Raw genomic sequence first — 24,843 nt, 5'->3', positions numbered from 1 at the left:
GGGGAGTTGGAATGGAATTATCCGTGAAGAAGCTTTTTGACGCTGTTGCCCGTGACTATGATCGGGAGAGGAAACATCTTATCCCTTGTTTTGAGGATTTTTATGGGATGGCTCTATCCTTGGTTGAAAGCCGCAGTGACTCTCCAAAGATCCTTGATCTTGGTGCAGGTACCGGGTTATTTTCTAGCATGGTCTATCAGAAATATCCTAACTCGCAGATTACACTGGTGGATTTGAGCGATAAAATGTTGGAGGGCGCGCGTGAGAGATTTCATTCATTAGGCAATATTGAATATGTGGTTGGGGACTATTCGAACCTAACATTCTCTCAGAACTATGACATCGTCATTTCTTCATTATCGATACATCATTTGACTCACACCGCCAAAAGGCAATTATTCTCCACAATACATCAGCTGTTAAATGACGGCGGTATTTTTGTAAATGCAGATCAAGTAGCAGGTAATACTCCGCAAAACGATGAATTGTTCAGACGACGCTGGCTGGAGCGTATTAACGAAAGTGGACTCAGCAAGGAAGCGATTGACGCATCCATAGAGAGAAGAAAGCTGGATATCAATGCAAAATTAGTGGATCAGATCCAGTGGATGGAGCAAGCGGGATTTCAAGATGTAGATTGTATGTATAAGCATTTGGATTTTGCCGTATTTTTCGGAAGAAAATGATTAAAGTTATCTTCCATAGTTGCAAGTGTGGCATAGAGGAGTGTGACTAATCACGCTCCTCTATGCCACTAAGCCGAACAGCATACGGAAGTAACACAAGCTCTATGCTCGACTATGCCATAATCCCCGATTCAATCAGCTTCCAAACTGATTCAAACTCTGCTCTGAAGTCAATCCTCAGCCAATTATCTGCATAAGCCGGTGCGGAGAAATAAGAGAACGCCAGCAAAATAGCCTGCAGCTGCTGAATGTCCTCTATGCCGCTCGCTGCCTTCAGACTGCCCAATAAATCGCCAATGTGCCGTACGAGCACCTTAGGATTCCCATCGATATAAGCCGTATATAGCTTAAACATTTCTGTCTCACGCATATAAGCTTCATATTTCGAATGACTTAATTCCCATAACCAGTCGTGCACGATGTCCTTCGTAGATGAGTACTTGTCCGTATTGAATGGGAACAGCCCCGCCAATTCATGGTCCAGCCAAGATAATGCAAGCTCTGTCCACAGCTCTTCCTTGCCCGAAAAATACTTGTAGATCGCGGCGTGCGTTGTCCCCAGCTCAGATCCGACCTTGGACAGATTCACTTTCTCCATGCCGTTTTCAACGACCATTCGATGTGCGGTTTGTAAAATGAGTTCTCTGCTTAAATTTTTCATAATTGTATTATACAGATTGGCATCAGAGGTTACAACTATTGATTTTTGTAACTTGGCATTGTATGCTTAGTTTGCTCGGTTGTTACAAAATTCAAAAAATGTAACTTGAAAAGGAGAGTCATTGGATGAAGCTTTCTAATCGTACAATTATTGTGACAGGCGGTACTTCCGGTATTGGTCTTGCCTTCGCATTGGAGTTTATGAATCGCGGCAATACAGTCATTGTCATCGGTCGGAATCAGGCAACCCTCGATCAAGTGACCAGCAAACATAAGGGGCTCATCGGACTGCAAGGTGACGTCTCTAATGCAAACTCCGTTCGTGAAATGGCTGCATTCATACGTGACCGCTACCCAGAAGCCTCGATCTTATTTAACTCAGCTGGTATTATGCGCGCATTCGAATTGATGGACGACAACCTTGATTTGGAGCGAACTACCGCTGAGGTGGATACGAATTTAAACGGGACCATCTGGATGACAGAAGCTTTACTCTCCCAATTGAGCAGGCAGGACGAAGCCATGATTGTCACTGTAAGCTCCGGTCTGTCCTACGTCTCTTCGCCCGCTCATCCGGTCTACTCGGCTACGAAGGCAGGAGTGCATATGTTCACCAACGCACTGCGAATCCAGCTCAAGAAGTCTGGAAGAAACGTTCATGTGATGGAGCTTGTCCCGCCTCTCGTTGCGGAAACTAGTCTCCAGCCGGATATGCAGAGCAGCGGCCCTATTCCCAACATGAGCCTAGATACCCTGGTGAAGCACGGGATCCATGGGATGGAGCAGAATAAAAAGAGGGTCGTCCCGGGATTCTCCAAATTTCTACGCTTTGCCGGCAGATACTTCCCAGATGCCCTTTCGAATGCAATGGCGCGGGGATGAAAACAACCGTACTTCAAATAGTCAATCGTCAGCCCTCCTGTGACACAAATACGATTCGCTCTTCCGGTGGAGGTGTTGGCGATCCGCTCATCCCTGAGTTTCAGGACTTTAAAGCCTTAACTAACGGATGCGAGCCGAGTCTCGTACATATCAGTGAAGAAGTTTACGGTTTCCCCGTAGATACGATCAATATTCCGATTACCCAGCACATCTCGAACGAGCTTATCGATATGGTACAGCACGTAGCGGCACATGCTGAGGAGCTGCAGGCCACAAGCGAGCAGATTCTAGAGAACAGCAAGCTTGCTGTGGAGAATGCAGGGAAGGTCTCTCAGGTCTCCAGTCTAATCTGGGATATTTCGGAACTAGTGAGAAAATGATGGGCGTCTCTGGGAATTTGATTAAATACTCGGTAGAATAATACCGCTTGGCCTCAAAATAGAACAATACATAGAACAGCGATCCTCCATGGGAGAATCGCTGTTTTTTTTATGTCCAATGAAGATCATTCTTTACAAAAAATGTGATAAGCCATAATCAAACGATGATAGTCTACAGATAATTAATTCAGATGAGGTGAATATTCATGAATTATGAAACATACGCTTCCGATCTGCAACGACGATGGAATCAAGATATGAATAATAGACCGGAGGAATGGGTCGTTTCGGAGAGTTTATCAGCCAAAATTACGCAAGAAGGACAAATGAACGATTTTTACGGTGCTACCTCTGTTATCACATTATCTGAATCGGATCGCCAAAAGTGCCGGGTCGCGCAGGAGCAGCTCCTTGTAGTGTTGGGGCATCAACTCGTAAAACTCGAACCGGATACGTTCCATTTGACGATCCACTCCTTCAGCAATGACAATAACACACCTGGTAGCATACAGATCATTCAGGAAAAATTAGCTCAGCTTGAAGAAGCCATTGCGGCAGAGTTCCGGAGCATAGCCGCATTATACGGAGGGCAGCGCATTCGAATGCGTTCTCTTGGAGTAAGTACCAGCGGCAAAGATGTCATTAGTATTAAATATGTACCCGCATCCAAGGACGATTACGAGATATTAACCGATCTGTACAATCGTATGGAGAAGATCTTTCCAGAATACAGGTCATATGTGCCGCATGTATCGCTTGGATACTTCAAACTGAAGAAGCTAGAACAGGCAGAAATCGCCTTGTTATATGATACGCTGGAGCGTATGTGCAAGGAGCTCGACTTGGATATCGTTCTGGATGTCGATCGCTTCGTCTATCAGCATCATTTTCATATGAACGACTTTCGGATGTTTTTTGCATTCAAGAGTATAAGTGACCTGGGACCGGTACGCTTACTTAAATGACTTGCAAGAATTGCCTATAGTAAAGGATGATTTTATTGACGTTGTTTCTCATCTACATATCTAATAATATCTCTTACTTTAGTAAATTCATCTTGTAAATGAGAAGGGATATTTTCAAGATCATTCCCACTCTGTGCCATTATTGTTTCATAAGTCATCAGTGCATCAATATAGTTCTCGTACTCTTCAGATGTTAAGACTTCTTTGCTTGATTTCAGCCCGTTCAATTGGTCAAAGTATGGCTGAAGTTCAAACATTGCTCTCTTCATTTCGTCTAACTGTTCGGAGGGAACTTGAGAATAATCAATATTACCGTATTCGTTGCCATATTTAACCTTAGAAGTGGATACCATCTTCAGTAACTCTTTGTACTGCTCATATTCTTTCTTTTCCATCCCCCCTTTTGCTTGAGTTAATTTAGCATTTAACCGTAAATATCCTTGCATTGTAGCGCTAGATAGCTGTTTCTTTAAATTATCGAATGAACCATACAACTCATCGACAAGAAGTGTTTGGTAAGCAAATGCACCTGTTGGAATAATTAAAGAAGCTGCTAATATCGCTGAAACAAAGCGCTTCCGAACAGATACCTTTATCTTTGATTCCATTTCAGATTTCGCTTTTTTCACGCCCAATTTACTTCTCTCGTGAAGCTCCATCGGAATTTCTATTTTTGCTAACTCTTGCTTTAGGTGATTATTCATAGTTACCAGCCTCCTTAACACCTTTACGAAGTTTATTTAATGCTCTGTATAAGACTGATTTCGCCGTTCCAAGGGGTATATCTAATAATTCTGAAATTTCTTTTAACGTATGGTCATGATAATACTTTAATAAAACAACGTTTTTCTCATCTTCTTGCAAAGTATTCATTAATTCTTGCAATGATAGCGAAAGCGAAATATCTTCATCATCTGAACCGATAAATTCTTCAAACTCTGGTTTTAGCTGAATCACCTTGTGGTTCTTTTTTCTGAAATTAATTGCGCAATTTATAGTAATTTTTATCAGCCATGTCTTGAAATACTCTGGTTCTTTCAACGTATCTAACTTTTTGAAAGACTGATACGCTACTTCTTGAACTACATCTAGAGCATCGTCTTTATTTCTCACATAAACATAAGCCATTCGATAAATATCTTCTTCGTATTGCTGGAATACTTTCAAAAATGCTTTATCATTCCCTTTTTGTGCTTTTATCACTAAACGTCTAATCGTCATTCACCCTCTCCTCTTTGACATACCTATTAGACAAACAAAAGATTCTTTTGGCTTTAATTTTTTGATATTTTCTTCATAAAAATAAAGAATCGCGAAATTCCAGATTGATTCTAGGAAGTGTCCGTCAGGTTAATCTGAGTTGAGTATTAGAGCAAAAGAGAAGAAAGGAGCAAATTTCACAAGACTGTTTTTACAAAAACGGAACGGTGTTAGAGTCTAAGACTGTAGAATACCGGAGATTGTTTAGGATGGGGTAAAACTGTTACGCTTCAGCGTATTATCTATTAATGCGAAGAAAAAGGCGCCCCATTTGAGCGCCTCTTAAAAAAATCATTTAATATATCGAGGATGTACGTTACCGAGATTACTCTGGTATATAAGGGAGATCCAGTGCCTTCGGTACGTTGATGACATGTGTTTCCGTATAAGTGAGGATGCCTTCCTCGCCATATTCGCGGCCAACGCCGGATTGCTTGACACCGCCAAAAGGGAACCTTACATCGAGCCCTTGCACAGCTGCCGTATTGATCATTGTCGTACCTGCTTCGAGCCTGCGTGCGACCCGAATGGCATCTTCTTCTCTTCCCCATACAGAACTTGTGAGTCCATAGATGCTCTCATTATGCAATGCAATAACCTGCTCTTCATCGTCAAAAGGCAGGATCGGTACCGTAGGACCGAACTGTTCCTCTACCACAATCGGATCACGATAGTCACAATCGAGCACAAGGGTCGGCTGCAGGTAGTAGCCTTCATCAATCCGCTTCTGATCGAGAATTTGTCCCAGAGGAATGACTTTCGCTCCGCGTTTCCGCGCATCTTCGACCAGTCCCTCGACATATTGCTTCTGCTTCAGGTTATTGACCGGACCGACCGTTGTATTCGGATCAAATGGGTCTCCGATTCGAATCCAGCGATTGGCGGCCTCTATATATTTGTCCACGAAGGCATCATAAATCGAACGATGTACATATACACGTTTGGCAATCATGCAGATCTGGCCTGCTGTCAAAAAGTTAGAAACGACAATCCGGCGCATGGCCCGCTCATCGTTAACATCAAAGCCCTCCAGGAAGATCGCCGCATCGTTGCCGCCGAGCTCAAGCGTCATATGCTTAATTGTTTCCGAAGCAGCCTTCATAATATGCTTCGCTGTTTCGGTTCCGCCTGTAAAGGCAATCTTGGCGACAAGAGGGTTCGAGGTCAGTTCAACGCCCACATCGGATTCGCCATGAACGACGTTGATCACACCAGCCGGGAATTCACCCGCAATAATCTCTGCCACTTTGGTCGCCGCCAGTGGGGCAAATGGACTTGGCTTCAGCACAATCGTGTTGCCGGCAAGTAAGGCGGGAGCGAGCTTAATCGTGGACAGCGCAATAGGATAGTTCCATGGGCTAATTGCTGCCACCACGCCAATGGGATCATGGGATATGATCGTTTTGCCCGTCTCATGCTCTTGTACTTCTTCCTGCAGAACCGACTTGGCCTGATCACAGGCAAATTCCATCCACATCAATGCAACATACATTTCACCATGGGCATCATAAAGCGGCTTGCCATGCTCTCTAGACAGCAATTGGACAATGTCATTCTCCGCTGCTCTAATTTTCTCAATGGCCTTGCGCATGCGCGTGATGCGTTCGTCGATGGCACTCTGCTTCCATACTGTAAAAGCCTCTGCTGCCGCTGCAATAGCTTCAGCCGCTTGCTCTTTCGTGGTGACCGGGAAATAGCCGACAATTTCATTGGGGTTTGCCGGATTCTCTTTGGCTGATTGGGAAATGGACTCTACTCGCTGACCCTTAATGAAGTTCTCAACTACAATTGTCTCTTTGTCCGCTTGAATCGTCATGTTCTATCCCTCCGTTGTATGGATCTATGAATTCCAAACTTCGTCGGCAATTTCTTTAACGAAACGAAGTTTACTCCATTGTTGTTCTTCTGTTAGAATATTGCCTTCTTCTGTAGACGAAAAGCCGCATTGCGGGCTCAAACATAGCTGTTCAAGCGGTACATAGGTCGCCGCCTCTGCAATCCGCGCTTTAATTTGTTCCTTGTCTTCTAATTCACCTGATTTCGATGTGATTAAGCCGAGTACGACTTTTAAATCTTTACGATTCACATATTTTAATGGCTCGAATCCACCTGAACGCTCGTCGTCGAATTCCAGGAACAGTCCGTCCACGTTTAATCCTCCAAATATCACTTCAGAAGCGTAATCATAACCGCCGGTTGAGAAATAATTGGATTTATAGTTACCACGGCAAATATGCATCGTCACCACTAAATCCTCTGGTTTATGAGCCAAAGATTCATTAATCATCCGCTGCATAATTTTCAGCTCTTCCGCCGGATCCCAGCCTTTCGCACGCAGCTTATCATGACCCGCTTCAGAGAACAGATCTGCCCAAGCGGTATCATCTAATTGCAAATATCGGCATCCTGCATCATAGAAGGCTTGGATCGCTTTTTGATAGGCCGCGATGGTGTCCTGAAGGAACGATTCACGATCCTTATAAATGTCGTCATTGTATTCCACACGATACAGAAGCATATTCGGACTTGGAATCGTCTGTTTCGCCACTGCATCACCCGCGTGCTTTTTCAAAAACTCGAAATGCTGAATAAACGGATGCGTCGAGAAATCGACTTTACCGACAATGCGAATACCGCCTTTACGAGTTACCATGTTGTGAAATTTCGGTCCCGCTATTTCTTCAAATAACTCTACTCCATCCAAGCCGCCGAGAAAATCAAAATGCCACCAGCTTCTGCGGAACTCGCCGTCCGTTACGGCTGCTATGCCATTCTCCTTCTGCTTCTCAATAATACGGATGATCTCGTTATCTTCTACAGCCGTTAATTGTTCATATGTGATATTGCCCGATTTATATTGCTCACGTGCCTGAGTTAAGTTGGCAGGACGTAAAAAGCTGCCTACATGATCATTACGAAATGGAATCATAGATGTCTCTCCTTCAAATCTTTAATCTATTGAATATATCACGATTAAATAGATTGCATGTTATATGTAAAACGTATGGCTAGCTATAGCTTTTAGTAATAGCCCAATCCTTCCCATTTGGACACCACTGTGCAACAAAAAAGCCGCACCAATGTTGGGCGACTCCTTGGCCATCATTTAGTTTTGAAATTCCGTGAAAATCTGAAAGGTTATGCCGAATTTATCTGTCACATCACCAAAACCAGGACTAAAAGGCTCTTCCTTAAACGGAATATTGACTTGACCGCCTTGCTGCAGTGCATCATAGATTCGTTTCGATTGTTCCACCTCATTTGATGTAATGCAAATGGTTACCCGCTTTCCATCAGCAATAGGCGAACCCCATGGAGCATCGGAAAACATGAGTTCCGATTCACCAACCTGCAGCTTTGCGTGTGCCACAAGGCTCTTGTAATCATCGGTAAACGTACTTGGCATATCCGGCATTTCACCGTACGTAATAAGCGAGAGAACCTTGGCACCGATGGCTTGTTCATAGAACTGGATAGCGTCCTTCGTGTTCCCCTCCAGCGTAATATACGGGGTTAGTTTTGAAGTCATACATACTACCTCCTTGGATTTGGACGATATTCGAACGAACCGCTTAGGATCGCTCCGTGTACGCCTTGAAATTGTCCATGATCGCTTGCCAGCCCGCTTGCTGGAACTCTACCGGATTCGTACTTTCAGGGTCAAACGTTTCCACGACCTTCGTTTCGCTGCCTTGCTCCATAAAGGTGATCTCGACTTGTCTCCCGTCTCCTAACGTATATGAAATCAACTCATGCGTGTTCACTTCATCATATACGCCGGCAAAATCAAAACCCATGCTGCCATCCTTCGCTTCCATTCTGGTCAGAAACTTGCCGCCCGTCCGCAAATCATTTTCCGCATTCGGCACATGCCAATCCTCAGAAGCTTGATTCCACTTCATAATGTGCGCCGGCTCCGTCCAGCAGATCCATACCTTCTCTATTGGCGCTTGAATGACTGCCTGAACCGTTATTTTCGTTCCATTACTTGTTCCCATTTTGAAGACACCTCTTATCGTTTTTTTGTTATTCATTGATATAGACGTCATGGGGCCTCGAAATTCATCGGTCTATTTGCTCAGGAAGCCCAAATCGCGAAAATAATTTGGTATTAATGAAATTTTGGACATGCCGTATTTTCCCATCATGCGCTTCAATGACGTGAATTCCCCAAGGGATCAGGACGGACGCATCAGGACTTGGCATATACTGCGCATAAGCAGGATAGCCGCCGTTTACTGTAACTGGCAGGAAGCGTGAGCCTTCGCAATGACTTCGTGTCAGAGAGAAGAATTTGAACAAATCGTCCTTGCCGCGCACCCACATCGGGAAAGGCGGCATCGACATGCAGCCCTCCTCATGGAATAGCGCGACTAGCGCGTCGACATCGAATTGTTCAAAGGCGTCCACATACCGTGTCAGCAGCTCGCGATCCGGCTGAACCTCCATCCGGCTAAGCTCTTCGGAACGGAGCCGGGTCCGATTCATCGTCTCCCTGGCTCTTTGCAAAGCGCTGTTGACAGCAGCTGGCGATAAACTCAACGCTTCAGCAATCTCTTTAGATGACCAGTCAAATACATCCTTCAGAATAAGTACGGCACGCTGGCGAGGCGGTAAGGTTTGAAGTAGTGCAATGAAGCAGAGCTGTAGAGTATCTTTGCGAATGAAAGCTTCTTCGGGATTCCCCCCCATATCAGGAGCAATCCATACCCATGAGGAGTCGGGCAACGTTTCGCGGGGTTCAATGATGGAGGCCGCCGGTTCAGAGAGATCAACGGGCAGCGCACGGCGTTTGGCTTGTCTCAGCTTGTCCAGACATAAGTTCGTGGCGATGCGATAAATCCACGTTTTATACGATGATTCCTGCCGAAATGAGTCTCTGCTCTGCCATACACGGATGTATACCTCTTGAACAGCATCGTCTGCATCATCGATGGATCCCAGCATTCTGTAGCAGAACGACGTTAACGCCGGTTTTAAATTTTCTAATACTTGCAGATCCAATGTCATCTCGCTCATAGCAGACTCCTTTTGACAGGTGATATTTTGGATATATTTGGTCATAGTTTAACACAGGCGCGTCTAGCAATCACCCTTCCATTATTGTAAAAAAACTATATAATACGAGAAAGGAAGGTGATCCGCATGCTTATCGAAGAGTTACAAAAGAAGTTAATAGATAAAATCATTCTAGAGGCAAGTCCCGCCTTCGTCATTCTATTTGGTTCTTTCGCTAGAGGCACAACTCATGATGAAAGTGATATCGATCTGGCTTATTTCAGTGACAAGCAGCTATCGCCTTATGAACGTTTTGTACTTGCTTCTGAGCTAGCGGCTATTGCCGACCGAGAGGTTGATTTAGTCGACATTAAACAAGTTGATACCGTGTTCACCATGCAAATTTTTGAGCAGGGCATTCCAATCTATATACATAACGAGAATGAATTTACACGCCAAAAAATACGTGCCTATAGCATGTATGCTACGTTAAGCGAACAGCGCGCTACCATTATTGATGCGATTAAAGAACGAGAAACGGATTCGGCAATGAATGATGTTGTTTTGAATAAGGCGGCGACAATCGAACGTTGTATTAAACGTATTCATGAAGTGTACGAGGGCAACCCTGCAAACCTAACGGACTTTACGAAGCAGGATAGCATCATTCTGAATATTCAACGTGCTTGTGAAGCGAGCATTGCCCTAGCCATGCATATTGTCAGCAATCGTAAGCTGGGCGTGCCAAAAGCGAGTCGTGACGCATTTAAACTGCTGCTAGACGCTGGATTAATTGAAAATGACTTAGCACAGACCATGATGAATATGGTTGGATTCCGAAATATTGCTGTGCATGACTACCAGACGTTAGAGCTTGAGATTTTAGAGGCGATTATAGAGAAGCATGTTGATGATTTTAAAGTTTTTACGAAGGTGATTTTACAGTTGGGGGAATAGTCGTATTCTCCATTCTATAGTTAGACACCAATAGCCACTCAACCCATGAGCAGCTATTTCATATTATTGAAACGAGCTAAACAACTCTCGAAGATAATCTCTACGTCCATGCAAAATACGGTGGATGACTACTGTATCATTTATGATCCGATAGAACACCACATACGGACTCACCACAATACTGCCGCTGGGGTATATTTAATCTTACTCTTTTGCGGCATCGATCTTCCTCCGCATTCTTTCCATTACCTGATCATGATCAAGTAATTCTGAACCCTCTATAATCTGTTTTTCCGCTACTAACAGCTTAGACTGTAATTTGATGCGAGCCTCCATTCGTCTGAATGTCTCATGGCTCATGACAACTAAATCAGCTTCACCGTTTCGTGTTAATACCACAGGTTCATCAATTTCATGGCAATACTTTGAGAAACCGTCGTAATCTTGTCTAATTGTTGTCGAGGGTTTGATGTTCATTTTTAACAACCCTTTCTAATATCATTATTCTGACAGATAAATCAATTGCATAGATTTGATTTTTTGCTGGATAAATGCTCTGGCTTCAGCGGGGGCTACTATTTCGACTTCATTCCCGAATTGCCAAATCAAGTCCACGTAGAACTTCATCTCCTCTGCCGCTATTTTCATCGTCAAGCTTCCGCTCCCATCTGTATTCTGCTGGATGAAGGGTTGAAACCGAGGATTAGATTCCATCAACCACACCCCCTTATTTGTCATCTTAAGCTCGAGTGTAGACGGTTCCCCATCATCCTGATTAGGTTTATCCAATAATGTCTTCTGGCTGATGTCTGCAAGGCAAGCCATTTGATTGTTGAGCGCAGCGGATAGAATCCGATCAGCTCTAAACTGTCTGATATCCTCCTTAGTGAAACAATATGCCGGACAATACCAATAACCAGAGCTGGCATATAGACCGATCGGCTGAATATCTCTCTCCGATACACCGCTGCTGGATTTGTACTTAATCTTGACTACACTACCAACCATAAGAGCTTTCAGGAGAGTTTGCAGAACTTCCGCTGACATCGATCGATAAGGACTCCAGAACATAATTCTATTCTTTAGCCGGTCGATTTGTTCCCTTACATCGGCAGGCAAGTAGTGATAGAACTTATGAAGGGCGGAGTCCACCCCCTCCCCGAAAGGCAAGGAACCAAAATACTCCATCGACTGGCACGCAAAAAACATCGCAATCGCTTCGCTCTCCGTAAAGCTTATCGGCGGCAGGAGTCTTTCTTGAAGCAGCCTGTAGCCTCCTCCTCTTCCCTGAACAGAATATACCGGCACCCCGAGTTCGCTGAGCTCCAGCAAATCCCTCGTAATCGTTCGTGTGGACAGACCGAATTCATCGGCTAGTTCCTTAACGGTAAAAGAAGGTTTGGCGTTGATCCTCATGATCAACTGAATGAGACGCTGCGACTTCTGCAAAGGGTCCACCTCGTTTCCTATCGTTTATTTTATTGTATTGCATAAATAAGACATAAACTGTCTTATTTTGGTGATACGATAACTTTAAGAAAAATTTAAACTCAAAACCAACGGAGGTCTAATTTTGATGATAAAACATTCGCAAGAAAAAGTAGGGTTCGTTTTCATCAACGGGGCGGGCTTAGAGGGTCTTGTTTGGAGTAAAGTTGTGGAGGCGTTCGAACATCCTTTTTTACTAGCTGAGTATCCTCAGAGGAAAGGTTCCGTGGAATCGAGAAACGGTCTTACTTTGGAGAATTACGTGACGGAAATGAAAAAACAAGTAGATGGGTGGGGGCCTCACAAAATCGTAATCGTTGCCCATTCGCTTGGGGGCGCGCTTGCTCTTAAACTGGCCTCCTTATTGACCGATCGACTAGCGGGGATTGTCGCTGTAGGTGCAGTAATTCCAAAGCGGGGCGGTTCATTTTTATCCGCTTTACCTTTTCCTCAGCGAGTCATAATGTCCATCATGCTGCGTACCATAGGTACGAAACCTCCGGAGTCTATCATCCAATCGGGATTGTGCAACGACCTCCCAGCCGATCAAGCTGCGATAATCGTTAGAGGATTCATTCCGGAATCCAGACGCGTCTATTCAGACCGAGTCAACGTGCCCGTTCCAAGTGTACCAAAGTTATTTGTGAAGCTCACAAAGGATAAAGAGCTTAGTTCTTCGTTACAAGATAAGATGATCTCAAACTTTGCACCGCAAGCCGTACGGAGCTTGGATACTGGACATTTACCGATGATTAGCAATCCAGAAGGTTTGAGGTCGATTCTCGTAGAGTTTTTATCGAATGAACTGAGGTGCTCGCGGATACCGAAACGCGAATAATTTGAAGCAGGGAAAACTCGCCTGATACGGTTCAACGTATCATAAGAAATTTAAAGGGCACCTTGTGAGGGTGCCTTTTGCCTTAATACGTTGGCTTGGTTTAATTCTTTAGGTTAATCCATTATCATCTCTTTCCTTCAATGCTTCTTCAATCTCCGATGTTAGAACCGCTAATTTTTCCTTATCCGAAACATTTAACTCGACCTTGCTGCGGTTAAATACCGACAATGCCTTAGCTGCTATTTCGGGACTTTCCTTCGAATGCAGCAAGTCGTAAATAACCGCGAACGACTCGGCAAGCTGTTCGTTATCAAGCGTACGCATTGTGATCGTATTTCCATTGTTGGGTGTGCCGAAATAAAATGTATTACCTGAAGGGTCACAAAGCGTAAACCGCTTGTCCTCTTTTAATTCTCTCACCTTCGAAATGCGGGGAAATCCTGTTCGCGGAACTTTTCCCCATGCGCTTTTCATATTGCCGCAGAACTCCGCATTCAAGCTGTCGGCGTCTTCAACCTCAATGAACACCATGCTCGCGTTGGCGCTGGGGTTATTTTTTTTACTGCCCCAAAAAAGTAAATTTACATCCTCGTAGCGTACAGCGGCATACGCATGTGGGGCTTTATCCTTAGCGGTTATTGTAAAGCCGATGCTTTCATAAAACTCACACTGTTCATCAATGCTCACGCAAGGCAATATCGGAATGACTTTGCTCAAATGATCTCCTCCATTTTCGCCCCGAAAATTGATTTGGGATTTATTCGACTTACACTCCTATCGTACAATATTAATGCAAATGGTAAGGTTTGAAAAAATATATCCTTATAATATGGGATCTAATTTAATAAAGTAGTCATATGCTTTAAGGTTGAATTACAAGGAGTTGAAGGTTGGATGAATGGGCGGGTAATAGCCACAAAGTCGAATATCAGCACGAGCGCCTTGAAGCATTACGAAGCATGGGGGTTAATTCCTACAGTCGAAAGAGCATCGAATGGTTACCGAATATATACACAGGAGCATGAATCGTATTTCCAATGTATTCGCGCCCTAAAATCAGGATTTGGTATGGATTTGGTCAAGGAAGTCATGCCACGCATCGTCAAGGGGGAGAGACTTGATGCTCTATGGTTAATAAATAAAGCACAAGTGGACCTGCATGCCGAGAAGCTAACGGTTCAAAGAACAGTCGAGATGCTTGATTTAAGAGAGCTTACTGATCTTCCACTCAACCGCAGCAAACCGTTTTTTACGATTGGAGAAGTGGCGAGAGAGGCCAACATATCTGCATCCGCAATTCGACATTGGGAGAAAGAAGGATTAATTAAATCTGAACGGCACAAAGAGAGCGGGTTTCGCATTTATAGCCCGTCCGATGTCCGAAAGATTCTGATCATTCGTACCGTTCAGAGAGTGGTTTATTCCTTGGATGTTGTTCGTGAAGTATTGTCGGATCTTGATAACCATAACGTTGCTCAGGCTAAAGAAATTGCTCTTAAGTCTTTACAATACATTGACCATACACTCGTAGAGCAAGTACGAGGAATTTTTTATTTGCAGAAGCTTTTTGACATTCTTACTAACCGTGCCTCAGCACCGGTAAATTCAAACTAAATTTTGCTCTACTTGTGAGAAGGTTCAGCTTAACGGTCATACTCCGAAGCTCTTTGAGCAATTGTATTAGTTCCCGTTTTTCCATCCGCCACCCTCCTCTCGTCTGCTCAAGAAAGCATCGGTAGACGCCAAAAACCAAGGAGCTAAGCGAGAACATATCCCTTAGCTCCTTGGTTCATAAAATTACTATCCTATTTAGTTATTGACAACATACCCCACCATAGATTTTCTCGCTATTGGCGGTTCGCCTGATGTACCTTCAGCTGCTTCCCTTTAATGGTTGTATTCCTCATCACATTCAGAACGAGTTCACCTTTGCCGTTAAGAATATCCACGTAGGAGGCGTTATCCTCTATTACAATGATCCCGATGTCATCGGCCGATATCCCGTCAATCTTAGCAATGGTGCCTACGAAGTCTACGGCGCGGATCTTCTTTTTCTTCCCCCCGTTAAAATATAGCTTCAGAACCTCCTGGTTCCGATGGGAGCTTCGGTCCTTCTTGATCGTCTGCTGATTCGCAAGCTTCACTTCAAAAGCAGGAAGAGTACGTGCGATGGCCTCTTTGGACGGGGCGTTACGCTTCTCAATCTCGAACCCGATGTATTGCTGGACGCTGGCCACGAACTTGTCTTCAGACGGTGTAGCGAAGGAGATGGCCTTCCCCGATTTCCCGGCTCTTCCCGTACGGCCACTGCGATGGACATAGCTTTCATTCTCTTGCGGAAAATCATAATTAATAACATGGCTGATGTTCTCGATATCAATCCCTCTGGCAGCCACATCCGTGGCGATCAGGTAGCGGAATTCTCCCCGCTTAAACGCGTTCATCATCTCCGTGCGATCATCCTGCTCCATGCCCCCATGGATTCGGCCGCAAGGGTAGCCGTGCTTAGTCAATTCATTAAATACCGTTTCAACCCTGATCTGGGTCCGGCAAAAAATAATGCAGCTATCCGGATTCTCGACAACCGTGATATCCCGCAGCAATTTCAGCTTGTGATCGTCCCTGACGGCATACAGGGAATGCTCGATTTGGCTCGTCGTTCTGGCTTCGGTCTGTACCTCAATATCCAGCGGATCATTCATATACTTGTGGCATAGCTGCTCCACATCTTTAGGCAACGTCGCCGAGAACAGCATCGTCATCCGCTCCAGCGGCAGCTCACGGATAATCTTCTCCACATGTTCAATGAAACCCATGTTCAGCATCTCATCGGCCTCATCAATGACCAAATAACGAATCTGCTCCAAATCAATCGTCTGCTTCTCGATATGATCAATTAACCGCCCCGGTGTGCCTACAATAACATGATTTCTTTGCTGCAGCTGCACCTTCTGTCTGTGAAAAGGTTGTTTCCCGTATACAGCGGTTGCCTTAATCCGTTTATATCTGCCGATGTTCATTATATCCTGCTTAACCTGATCGGCCAGCTCACGCGTTGGCGTCAAAATAAGGACCTGCGGCCGGTATTCCTGCCATTCCAGCATCTCACAGATTGGGATCCCATAAGCTGCGGTCTTCCCGCTTCCGGTATGGGATTTAACGGTCATATCTTTTTTCCCCAGCGCATAAGGAATGACCTTACGTTGTACCTCCGTCGGCTGCTTATACCCCAGGCTATCCAATGAACGGATAATTTCCTCACTTAATTCATAACTTTCAAAGCCTTGCTCAACTTGCTCACTCATGAAGTAACCCCTTTATATAAGTAACATGTCCGTGCATTTGTCATTTACAGCAGCTTAATCAGCTCTTCCAGCTCATCAAGCAACACTTTGGCAAGTTCAAAATTCGTATCTTTCAAAGCCAATTCAATCTTCATTTCAACGGCCTTCTTCTTCTGTTCCATTTCCAAATAGTCTTTACTGAAGTGGCTCGCATAAATCATCTGTCTGAACTTGCGCATACTCATCTTACGTATTGTCTTATCTTCAATGATTAATACATAATTCATACCATTCACAACGGAATAGAAATCATGCGAAATCATCAGAATCGCGCCTTTATAGTCGATAATGGCTTTCTCTAGTGCGATCTGGGTGTAAATGTCCAAATGGCTTGTCGGTTCATCAAGAAGCAGTATGTTGGCCTGACTGGCAGCAACCTTGGCTAGCTGAAGTATATTTTTCTCTCCGCCAGATAACGTTCCGATCTTCTGATCCAGGATTTCACCTTCAAAACCATAGTGTTTAAGATAAGCTCTAATCTCATCATAGGTTTGAAACCCGGCGTCAATGAATTCATGGAGTATGGTATTCGAATCCGTTAACGTTTCGCCTTGAAGCTGAGACAAATAAGCAACTTTAGCATCGGCATTTATTTCAATGGAGTCATGATGATTTCGAGCGATTTCCCGGAGCAAAGTCGTTTTCCCGGTACCGTTCGCACCGATAATGGCTACTTTATCACCCGATTTGATTTCAAAGTTCACATGATGCAAAAGCAACTCATCAAAGGCAGCACTATAATTCTCCACATTTATGAAAGTGGTGTCTTCCACTATATGATCCAGCTCAAACCGAATCTTTGGTTGCTTGATATCAACAAATGGCGCTTTAATTCTACGTGCTTCCAATCGTTCCTGAAACCGGACTCTGGCCTTTAACGCCCTTCCTCTGGATGCTTCTGAATTATATTCTGCGATCGCTCTAAGATTATCAATAATGACATCATAGCGCTCAATCTCTTCCTGTTCAGCGACTGCGAGCTCCTGCATCTCAATCTTGGTCTGAAGTAAAGAGAAATTGTACTCGATATATCGCCCATCAAACTCCTGGATCTCCGCGTTTTCGAGGTGTAGTATTTTGTTAAAGCAATGGTTCAACAGATACCGGTTATGCGTAACAACGAGCAGCATGCCCTTGTGGGAATTAATGAGTTTCTTAAGTGCGTTCAGGTTTTCGAAATCCAAAAAGACATCCGGCTCGTCCATAATTAGCAGTTCCGGATGATTCAGCATTTCCTTCATCACTTGAATCAGCTTAAATTCCCCGCCGCTCAGGTCGGATACGCTGGAGTCTTTGAGCTTCATCAGGTTGGCCAGATTTAGCTTCTTATTAATGTTACTTTCAAAATCGTCCCCGCCCATGGCTTCAAACGCGTCCAACGCCAATTGATACTTCTCCAGCAGGTCATCCATATCCGAAGAGGTTTCCATCTCTGTACAGATGGATGTGATTTCGTTCTGAATCTTAATGAATTCTTCTCCAATATATTCGAAGACCGTTACTTCTTTTGTGTTGTCTACTTGCGAGAACTGACTGACATGCCCGATTCTGCAATTCGGGTCGATCTCAAGCTTCCCCTCAAACAAATACCTTTCAGGGTCCATCAGGATATCAATCAGCGTAGTTTTGCCGCTACCACTTGTACCTATGAAAGCGCAGTGTTGGCCCTCTTCTAACGTGAACGAAATATTTTTATACAGTTCCTTTTGCGGAAATGAAAAGGATAAGTTATCAACTTTGATCATCGTATTACCTTTCTGGATAGCTAGGATGGTGACTATTGTTGGTGTATGGCGATGGTAAGACAGAACATAAGTCTGAGTCGCCGTTGTTCAGCGTAACACTGTTCCATGGTAAGTTCAATTGGATTGTGGGTTTGGGTCTCTTGAGTGGTTGATTTAGAAGGATTGGTTCATGGATATATGTATAAATTATCTCATAATACATACCGCAAGAGTGTTCATATCCATAAATAAAAGATTAAGGAGGATCACGTTTATGCTCCCAACGTACGAGGAAGTTTCACAGCAAATTGTAGAAACGGAGACCTTGCATCAGCTAGAGAAGAAGGGCTATTTTCCCATGACTCCATTAATGCAAGGGTCTTCTTGTCTTTGGTGAGCTGATTAGCCATTAACCAATCCATTAAGTTATTTCGCTCATCTAAAGTGTGGAGTCTGCATATCCTGATCAAGCTTACTTATTTAGCACTTCTTGTGAAAGAAGTTTTTTATCCATAATTAAGATTACCCATAGTCTGGGCAAAAACTCCTCGGTTGATCAGAGTTCCATTGCTAGCTCGTGATCTTTTTTTATGTCATTCACGCGATAAATTAATAACTTAATTTCGTTATAATTCTTATTGCAATTCATTTTGCTCTACTTGTGGTACGGTTCAGCGTAACACCCTAAAGGTAAAATTGAAGGACACCTTTAAGGGTGCCCTTTTAATCCAAAACAGTATCATACTTCCTTTTATGTGAAAATATCTAGCGCTGCACATGCTTCCAAAAATGGTTTACGCAAGAAATTTGTATCTGAATATGGTGCTTTTTGGGCACTTGCTAGTCTGATAGATAGAAATTCAATGGGAGTCTTATCGCCACATTCATCGATTATTTGGTTAATCCAGTATTTTGCATCGGCACTGCAACACTTAGCTTTATAACGTTCTTCAATACCGAACAATTCGTTCCATGTTTTGAGCTCTTCCTCAATATTAGCAGGTCCGAAACTAATAGTTATATCTTGCGGAGTTAACTTCTCAATCTCTGCTGAATTCAGTTTCACATTAATATCCATGGTATACGAATCGCGATTAAAAGGATAAAACGCTTTGCGCCGATTTCCATTTGAATCGTAAAGCGGATCTTTTGATCCTTTATTGCTACTATTACATTTATTGCAAATTGGTGCTAAATTTTTGAAGCTAATTGAAGAGAAAGGATATTCACTTTTAGGTAAGTAATGATCATAAGCATCTCTAGTATGAACATACTCACTATCAATATCATACAATCCACAGAAAGGACATTTTCCAGTGCGATTAATTTTTACGAATTCATCATAGTGATCATCTATCAAACCAATTTTATCTGCTAATGCTTTTAATGAGAGTAAATCATGCGAGTACAATCGAACAAAAAATACTTTTAGAGCGATTCCAAGATCTTTGTTCAATTGATTTATATCAGCGTATTTTGATGGTGTATGTGCCGGATCATTCTTACATAATATTTCAATGTTGTTGTTAGATTGATACCACAATTTCAGTTGGTAGATGTCCGCTGGGCTAAGGGTTTTAAAGATTAAAAATATCTCTTCTATTTTTGCGTTAAAAAAGTCACCGCCTTTTGTGCTTGAATAGTGAAAAGTGGTCATCACTTCTTTCAAGTCCGGTTTATTATTGTACAATTCTAATGAGTAATCTGCTATTGATGGGGCTATACACCAAACCTCGTAGAATATGTAATCAATAAACTCCTGCATCTTCTCCATACGATGATTGATGTATTGATATGTGAATAACATTATTCTCCCTCCATACTATCAAGTACTCTTTTAATGAATAAAACTTTCTCAACTGAATCACCCAACAAGTTGTTGACTTCATCAATTAATTCCTGTTTTGGTGCCCCAGCCTCAAACCGCTTTTTAATATCATTAAGTTGCTTTTCTGCATACCCACCTATGGTTTCGGTTCTTCCAAAGGTCTTCATAGAAATTTTATTGATTGAAGCACCGAGAGTGTTGTAGTCTGGCCGTGTAACTTCTATCGTTTGACTCGCAGATTTATTAAACACTAGAACATACTCCTTTTTACTATCTGATATTAAATAAGGGGTATGGGTCGTGATCAACATTTCCCGCATTGTAGAATCCGACTCTTTGTCTTTAAAGCAATTACGAATTCCGGTGATAAACTTTGCTCGCCAGCCGGGATTAAAATGAGTTTCTGGCTCATCAAGAAGGAAAAGGCAATTTTTATCCTTATATAACAGACATAAACCTAAAGAGTGGAGAAATTGGTGTTCCCCATCTGAAAGTGATTTGCTTAGTATATTTGTAGCAATTCCACTCTTTTGTATCCATAAATCTTTAAAACGCATTATACGTTCATCCGAGGCGAGCGTTGGAACAGTTTCATTTACATATAAACTTTTAGATTTGTGTAGCTCTTTTTTTAACTTCTCATTTACAGTATATAGGTTAAGAGTCAGCAGAATCTGAAATGCCTGAAAGAGTCCAATCGCCGACTCAAAATTGTGTGCAAACGCTCCTTTCGTTTCTTCATTAACCCAATAATCGAGATATAGCTCGTCAGCTTCTGAATCGTAATAACTACAAGTAGAGCAATTCTTGAGTTTCTGAATAATGGTATCCAAGTTTTGTGTAATATTAAGACGATAATGTATTTCACCATATTCGTCTTCGCTTGTCTCCACGATATTCTTTTGAAAGTTAATGGTATCCTCTAGATCTTCGGTAACATGTGCTTTATCCAACTTGATATAATTTTTGATAATGATACGAAAACTCTTTATGTCCTCAACGCCCACTTCATCTTTATACGGTTTTAATTGTTCAATCTTTTGAAGAAGAAGATTGCTTAGTACTATAGCCTGATTAAATTCGCTATTCAGAAATGTAAGCCTTCCTTCAGGCACACTAGAATAAGAGCTCTGACGATTAAGATAATCTTTATACTCATCAAAGTGAATAAAGCGCATTTTAAAGAAAGGCAAACTCAATATTTCATTTTCACCAGATGAATAGCCCAGCACAAAGTCTGGTAATACTTCTTTGGCTTCATTACTGGTAAGAATCTTAGCGCCTTTAACATCAAATAAGTTTCTATTAATCCAATAAATTAGAGGCGACTTCCCATTTTCTTTTACAATTTTAATATGTGCGTAATCTTGAATTCCTGAGATATTAAATGTGGCAGGAGCGGAAATATAATATTCTACTTCAAATCCATTAGGCGACGCAATATCACTACGGAAGCCTTGAGGATTCTCTATTTCATCATATTCAAGTGATGCAGGTCTATAGTCGAGATACATGCATTCGATATGATAAAAAATTGCCGCCAAAACCTCCAATACATTTGATTTACCGCTCCCATTAGGGCCAGCCATAATGTATGGGTTAAATTCACGAGCTTCACTATAATTCCATTCACGCAGGAAGTGAACCTCAAAACCTGGCTGTAGACTTCTAAAGCCAGCAGGATCTGTAATTTTAAGGCGTAACAGTTTCATATGTTAATCCTCAGCATTATTTTCTTTTCAACTTTGCCTAAATCATTTGTAACCTCGACTAAAGATTGCGACAATAGCGGATTTGTCCCTTCCAGCATTCTATAAATTTTTTCTTTTAATTCTCCATAATCGGGCATCTCTTCAAACGAAGCCTTTTTAAGTTCGGTTATGAGAGAGTCAAAGCTAAAACTTTCACCTTTCATAGATTGAATAATTCTCATTAACTCGGCTTCTGAATATATTTTTGAATCAATAAGTTCATTATCCACATATGGTGTTCTTTCCATTTTCACTTGAAGTTCTTTATTTTCATTTTTTGATTCCAACGAAACCTTACTCAAATCCAATTCACCCTTAAATGCCTGTCTACTAAGAGAACCATAGAGGTTTTCCAGTTCATTTAGACTTTGGGTATATCTTGCTTTTAGAGTCTCAATTTTTCTAACAATGGCGGCAAATCGGTTTTGAAGACTAATATCCGGTACTTTAAATTGCAACTTTTTTAAATCACCCAAGGTAAATCTGCTTCTTGTACCCTTCACCGTAATTTTTTTTATTAATCTTTTTCCTAGTTCAGAGTTAATAAAACTACATAAATATAATGGATTTACTATTTTATTATTTAACCTTACCCGAATAACATCTTGAGTAATTATTGCTGTTTTCATGTTTTCACCGTATACCGCAGCAATACCTGGAGGATCCCCCACTTTCGCAAGTAATAAATCTCCCGGAACAACGTGACAATTAGGCAGTAAGGATGCTTTTTGCGGAGTAACAAATACATTACTTATCCACTCAAGATTTCCATTTTTAATATCCCTAATGTAAATAACCGGGGTCCCCTTTTCGGAATTTAATTCTGATGTAAGCAAGTCACTCCCAAATGGTCCATTTGAAAAGGTGCCTTTTCCATCAGATTTTAAGTCATCAAAGAAATACGGCTTTCCATGATGGGAAATAACATCTTCAAACATCCACAGAAACGTACTCTTCAAAAATTCATCCAACGCCTTAATGCTCTCCTTGCGTTTGGTAATTAGTCTTTCCGCTCGAGTGAGAACAGTTGCGGTTCGAATTTGATCCTCATATGCTGGTAAGTCAAACTGGATTTTATCCAAATTACTTCTAGAGATTCTCTTTCGAGTAGAACCTGTCGAATAAGTGATTATCCTGTTTCGAAAATTAGAGTTATTAATTAGGTACTTTAAATACTCATTGGAAATTAATTTTGAATTAGGCCTTAATATACAAACATCCACAACTGTCACACATTGCTTTTCATCTCCGGGGAAAATACATGCTCTACCAAGAGGGTCTGGCATTCGTGCAATTAATAAATCCCCTTTTTGTAAAAAAGTACATTTAAGCTTTAAGGCTGTTTTCTTGGTCAAAAATCTACTAGACTTATTTAAAAATATACCGTCCCCAATATCAGCCAATTGAATAAGACGTACTTCTCCGTTAGGGTCTTGATCTTTGCTTTCAATCCAATCACCATCAATAAATACGCCATTTTTCGTAACAATGTCACTTAATGTTGCATTTTTCATTTTAATCCCAACATCTCCTCAAGTTCGCTCAACTCCAAATCAATTTCACTCTCCATAGTCTTGAGCTTGTCAAGAATCACTGCCGGATTTTCATAATCAACCTCTTCAATTACATCCTCTTTGTATCTACTAATAGAGAGATCATACTTTTCTTTCACAATATCCGACTTAGGCACAAAGAAAAACTTCTCTTTGCGGTTACTTTCCTTTGTCTGATCACGCAACATATATTGCATCACAATATCCTGTAAATCTCCATAACCTTCAAGCTTTGTCCGCCTATCATCCAGGCTATATCCATCGCTGTGCATATCGTAAAACCAAACATTTTCGGTCTCACCGCCTTTAGTAAAAATTAAAATAGCAGTGCTTACTCCTGCATATGGTTTGAACACTCCACTGGGCATGTTAATAACTGCTTTCAGTTCACATTTCTCAACAAGTATTTTCCTTGCTTCAATAAAGGCTTTACCACTACTAAACAAAACACCTTGTGGCACAATCACTCCTGCTGTTCCACCCATCTTGAGCAGATTATAAATATTCTCAATAAATAAGAGTTCCGTTTTGGTGGTTCCTAATTTGAGGGATTCGTTGATATCTCCCTTATCGATACTACCGGTGAATGGTGGGTTGGCCATAATGATCTGAAACTGATTAGACTCGGTAAAACCTTTACTCAAAGTATCTTTGTAATCTATGTGAGGGGTGTCCACACCATGCATCATCATATTCATCAATCCCAACCGCACCATTGTGACATCTATATCGTAGCCATATAAGCTATCATTCAAAATACCACTGACTTCTTTTGTTAGGCGTCCACTTATAGAATTGCGAATAAAACCATCTTCGTCAGGCTTCAGATTCTTCTTATTCTTATCAAGCTGAGTCACCATATACTGATAAGCCCCAAGCAAAAATCCACCAGTTCCACAGGCAGGATCGGCAATACGGTTCCCTAGTTGTGGCTCAACCAATTCAGCAACTAGCTTAATGATATGTCGTGGTGTTCTGAACTGTCCATTCTTACCGGCTGTGGCAATTTCGGAAAGAAGCATTTCATAGACATCCCCTTGAATGTCCTGAAATGTCTGGCCTCCATGGTTGGCATCTTTTTCAATCTCTGAAAATATTTCATCAATTGTAGAAATCGCTTCTACCAGCAAGGCTGGCTTAGGAATAATAAAGACCGCATTTCTCATGTGATGAGTAAACGGTGATTCATCACCGTTCAACATTTTCAAAAAAGGAAATACCTTCATTTGTACATGATTAAGCATTTCTTCAGCCGACATTCTTCTAAAATGACTCCAGCGAAGAGTCTGCTTATCCACTTTCTGTTCGGTGCCGGGAATTGTAAACACCCCCTCAAATTTAGAGGTATACTCTTCCCCCGTAAATTCTGCATCAGATATTCGCTTCAGATCCAGATCATCCAGTCGTTTCATAAACAGTAGATAGGTAATCTGTTCAATGGCTGTTAGTGGATTGGATATACCGCCGCTCCAGAATTTATTCCATAGTTGATCAATTTTACTTTTGAGTACTGAGTTGTTTTGTAACAA

General features: G+C 42.2%; 25 protein-coding genes and 2 pseudogenes. 8 read left to right on the top strand and 19 right to left on the bottom strand.

What is annotated here, in order from left to right:
* The first annotated feature begins 11 nt into the window (after positions 1–11).
* Positions 12–686 carry a class I SAM-dependent methyltransferase gene (locus tag BK126_RS19385; RefSeq protein WP_076314205.1) on the top strand — a complete coding sequence of 225 codons (675 nt, stop codon included), beginning with the start codon at positions 12–14 and terminating at the stop codon, positions 684–686.
* Positions 687–798: 112 nt separating this feature from the next.
* Here BK126_RS19385 and BK126_RS19380 read toward each other — a convergent pair whose 3' ends face one another.
* Positions 799–1,347: a TetR/AcrR family transcriptional regulator gene (locus BK126_RS19380; RefSeq protein WP_076314204.1), complete on the bottom strand. Its 549-nt coding sequence runs from the start codon at positions 1,345–1,347 to the stop codon at positions 799–801.
* Between the two features lie 125 nt (positions 1,348–1,472).
* Between BK126_RS19380 and BK126_RS19375 the strand changes: the two genes are divergently transcribed.
* From BK126_RS19375 to BK126_RS19365, 3 genes are all read left to right on the top strand, one after another.
* Positions 1,473–2,228, top strand: a complete 756-nt coding sequence (locus BK126_RS19375) for an SDR family oxidoreductase (protein ID WP_076314203.1) — start codon at positions 1,473–1,475, stop codon at positions 2,226–2,228.
* Positions 2,225–2,608: a hypothetical protein gene (locus BK126_RS19370; RefSeq protein ID WP_076314202.1), complete on the top strand. Its 384-nt coding sequence runs from the start codon at positions 2,225–2,227 to the stop codon at positions 2,606–2,608. Before BK126_RS19375 ends, BK126_RS19370 begins: the two co-directional genes overlap by 4 nt.
* A 206-nt stretch (positions 2,609–2,814) precedes the next feature.
* Complete coding sequence (locus BK126_RS19365; RefSeq protein WP_076314201.1) at positions 2,815–3,573, top strand: pentatricopeptide repeat-containing protein; 759 nt, start codon at positions 2,815–2,817, stop codon at positions 3,571–3,573.
* Between the two features lie 32 nt (positions 3,574–3,605).
* On the opposite strand, the gene BK126_RS19360 is transcribed toward BK126_RS19365, so the two are convergent.
* The 7 genes from BK126_RS19360 to BK126_RS19330 all read right to left on the bottom strand — a co-directional run bounded on the left by BK126_RS19360 (position 3,606) and on the right by BK126_RS19330 (position 9,897).
* The gene (locus BK126_RS19360; protein ID WP_076314200.1) at positions 3,606–4,277 is read right to left on the bottom strand and encodes a DUF3600 domain-containing protein; all 672 of its coding nucleotides are present in this window, start codon (positions 4,275–4,277) and stop codon (positions 3,606–3,608) included.
* On the bottom strand, positions 4,270–4,794 hold the full coding sequence (locus BK126_RS19355) for a sigma-70 family RNA polymerase sigma factor (RefSeq protein ID WP_076314199.1): 525 nt from the start codon (positions 4,792–4,794) through the stop codon (positions 4,270–4,272). Before BK126_RS19355 ends, BK126_RS19360 begins: the two co-directional genes overlap by 8 nt.
* A 364-nt stretch (positions 4,795–5,158) precedes the next feature.
* On the bottom strand, positions 5,159–6,649 hold the full coding sequence (locus BK126_RS19350; protein ID WP_076314198.1) for an aldehyde dehydrogenase family protein: 1,491 nt from the start codon (positions 6,647–6,649) through the stop codon (positions 5,159–5,161).
* 24 nt (positions 6,650–6,673) lie between these two features.
* Positions 6,674–7,762, bottom strand: coding sequence for a 5-methyltetrahydropteroyltriglutamate--homocysteine S-methyltransferase (locus BK126_RS19345; RefSeq protein ID WP_076314197.1), 1,089 nt, complete (start codon positions 7,760–7,762; stop codon positions 6,674–6,676).
* Positions 7,763–7,939: 177 nt separating this feature from the next.
* Positions 7,940–8,362, bottom strand: a complete 423-nt coding sequence (locus tag BK126_RS19340) for a VOC family protein (RefSeq protein WP_076314196.1) — start codon at positions 8,360–8,362, stop codon at positions 7,940–7,942.
* A 43-nt stretch (positions 8,363–8,405) separates the two neighbouring features.
* A complete protein-coding gene (locus BK126_RS19335; RefSeq protein WP_076314195.1) occupies positions 8,406–8,831 on the bottom strand; it encodes an SRPBCC family protein in 426 nt (141 codons plus the stop codon).
* Between the two features lie 64 nt (positions 8,832–8,895).
* Positions 8,896–9,897 carry a sigma-70 family RNA polymerase sigma factor gene (locus BK126_RS19330; RefSeq protein WP_371264554.1) on the bottom strand — a complete coding sequence of 334 codons (1,002 nt, stop codon included), beginning with the start codon at positions 9,895–9,897 and terminating at the stop codon, positions 8,896–8,898.
* 81 nt (positions 9,898–9,978) lie between these two features.
* On the opposite strand from BK126_RS19330, the pseudogene mntA reads away from it, so the two are divergent.
* Together mntA and hepT are read left to right on the top strand one after the other, a co-directional pair.
* Positions 9,979–10,275 (top strand): annotated as a pseudogene (mntA, locus tag BK126_RS19325) (type VII toxin-antitoxin system MntA family adenylyltransferase antitoxin); the annotation flags it as partial.
* Between the two features lie 105 nt (positions 10,276–10,380).
* Positions 10,381–10,788: a type VII toxin-antitoxin system HepT family RNase toxin gene (gene hepT / locus BK126_RS19320; RefSeq protein WP_076314585.1), complete on the top strand. Its 408-nt coding sequence runs from the start codon at positions 10,381–10,383 to the stop codon at positions 10,786–10,788.
* Positions 10,789–10,851: 63 nt separating this feature from the next.
* On the opposite strand, the gene BK126_RS30280 is transcribed toward hepT, so the two are convergent.
* Genes BK126_RS30280 through BK126_RS19305 form a run of 3 tightly spaced genes read right to left on the bottom strand, consistent with a single transcriptional unit; the run spans position 10,852 to position 12,237 of the window.
* The gene (locus BK126_RS30280; protein WP_205054709.1) at positions 10,852–10,962 is read right to left on the bottom strand and encodes a type II toxin-antitoxin system RelE/ParE family toxin; all 111 of its coding nucleotides are present in this window, start codon (positions 10,960–10,962) and stop codon (positions 10,852–10,854) included.
* Between the two features lie 30 nt (positions 10,963–10,992).
* The gene (locus BK126_RS19310) at positions 10,993–11,265 is read right to left on the bottom strand and encodes a type II toxin-antitoxin system Phd/YefM family antitoxin (RefSeq protein WP_076314193.1); all 273 of its coding nucleotides are present in this window, start codon (positions 11,263–11,265) and stop codon (positions 10,993–10,995) included.
* Positions 11,266–11,289: 24 nt separating this feature from the next.
* Complete coding sequence (locus BK126_RS19305; RefSeq protein ID WP_076314192.1) at positions 11,290–12,237, bottom strand: helix-turn-helix transcriptional regulator; 948 nt, start codon at positions 12,235–12,237, stop codon at positions 11,290–11,292.
* A gap of 127 nt (positions 12,238–12,364) precedes the next feature.
* Here BK126_RS19305 and BK126_RS19300 point away from each other — a divergent pair, with 127 nt between their 5' ends.
* Positions 12,365–13,114 carry an alpha/beta fold hydrolase gene (locus BK126_RS19300; RefSeq protein WP_076314191.1) on the top strand — a complete coding sequence of 250 codons (750 nt, stop codon included), beginning with the start codon at positions 12,365–12,367 and terminating at the stop codon, positions 13,112–13,114.
* A 108-nt stretch (positions 13,115–13,222) separates the two neighbouring features.
* Here BK126_RS19300 and BK126_RS19295 read toward each other — a convergent pair whose 3' ends face one another.
* Positions 13,223–13,831 carry a VOC family protein gene (locus tag BK126_RS19295; protein ID WP_076314190.1) on the bottom strand — a complete coding sequence of 203 codons (609 nt, stop codon included), beginning with the start codon at positions 13,829–13,831 and terminating at the stop codon, positions 13,223–13,225.
* A 177-nt stretch (positions 13,832–14,008) separates the two neighbouring features.
* On the opposite strand from BK126_RS19295, the gene BK126_RS19290 reads away from it, so the two are divergent.
* On the top strand, positions 14,009–14,728 hold the full coding sequence (locus tag BK126_RS19290) for a MerR family transcriptional regulator (protein WP_076314189.1): 720 nt from the start codon (positions 14,009–14,011) through the stop codon (positions 14,726–14,728).
* Between the two features lie 233 nt (positions 14,729–14,961).
* On the opposite strand, the gene BK126_RS19285 is transcribed toward BK126_RS19290, so the two are convergent.
* The 7 genes and pseudogenes from BK126_RS19285 to BK126_RS19260 form a co-directional block, all read right to left on the bottom strand.
* Positions 14,962–16,419, bottom strand: coding sequence for a DEAD/DEAH box helicase (locus tag BK126_RS19285; RefSeq protein ID WP_076314188.1), 1,458 nt, complete (start codon positions 16,417–16,419; stop codon positions 14,962–14,964).
* A 44-nt stretch (positions 16,420–16,463) separates the two neighbouring features.
* On the bottom strand, positions 16,464–18,203 hold the full coding sequence (locus BK126_RS19280) for an ABC-F family ATP-binding cassette domain-containing protein (protein WP_076314187.1): 1,740 nt from the start codon (positions 18,201–18,203) through the stop codon (positions 16,464–16,466).
* A gap of 314 nt (positions 18,204–18,517) precedes the next feature.
* Positions 18,518–18,780, bottom strand: a pseudogene (locus BK126_RS29940) (DNA alkylation repair protein); the annotation flags it as partial.
* 153 nt (positions 18,781–18,933) lie between these two features.
* Positions 18,934–19,989: an HNH endonuclease gene (locus BK126_RS19275; RefSeq protein WP_076314186.1), complete on the bottom strand. Its 1,056-nt coding sequence runs from the start codon at positions 19,987–19,989 to the stop codon at positions 18,934–18,936.
* Positions 19,989–21,722: a restriction system-associated AAA family ATPase gene (locus BK126_RS19270; protein WP_076314185.1), complete on the bottom strand. Its 1,734-nt coding sequence runs from the start codon at positions 21,720–21,722 to the stop codon at positions 19,989–19,991. Before BK126_RS19270 ends, BK126_RS19275 begins: the two co-directional genes overlap by 1 nt.
* On the bottom strand, positions 21,719–23,275 hold the full coding sequence (locus BK126_RS19265) for a restriction endonuclease subunit S (protein ID WP_076314184.1): 1,557 nt from the start codon (positions 23,273–23,275) through the stop codon (positions 21,719–21,721). Before BK126_RS19265 ends, BK126_RS19270 begins: the two co-directional genes overlap by 4 nt.
* Positions 23,272–24,843: a type I restriction-modification system subunit M gene (locus BK126_RS19260; RefSeq protein ID WP_076314183.1), complete on the bottom strand. Its 1,572-nt coding sequence runs from the start codon at positions 24,841–24,843 to the stop codon at positions 23,272–23,274. The genes BK126_RS19265 and BK126_RS19260 overlap by 4 nt, the downstream gene beginning before the upstream one ends.

Source organism: Paenibacillus sp. FSL H7-0326 (assembly GCF_001955535.1).
Lineage (GTDB): Bacteria > Bacillota > Bacilli > Paenibacillales > Paenibacillaceae > Paenibacillus > Paenibacillus shunpengii.
Note: the sequence above shows the minus strand (reverse complement) of the source record. Positions and strands in the feature narration are given on the sequence as shown.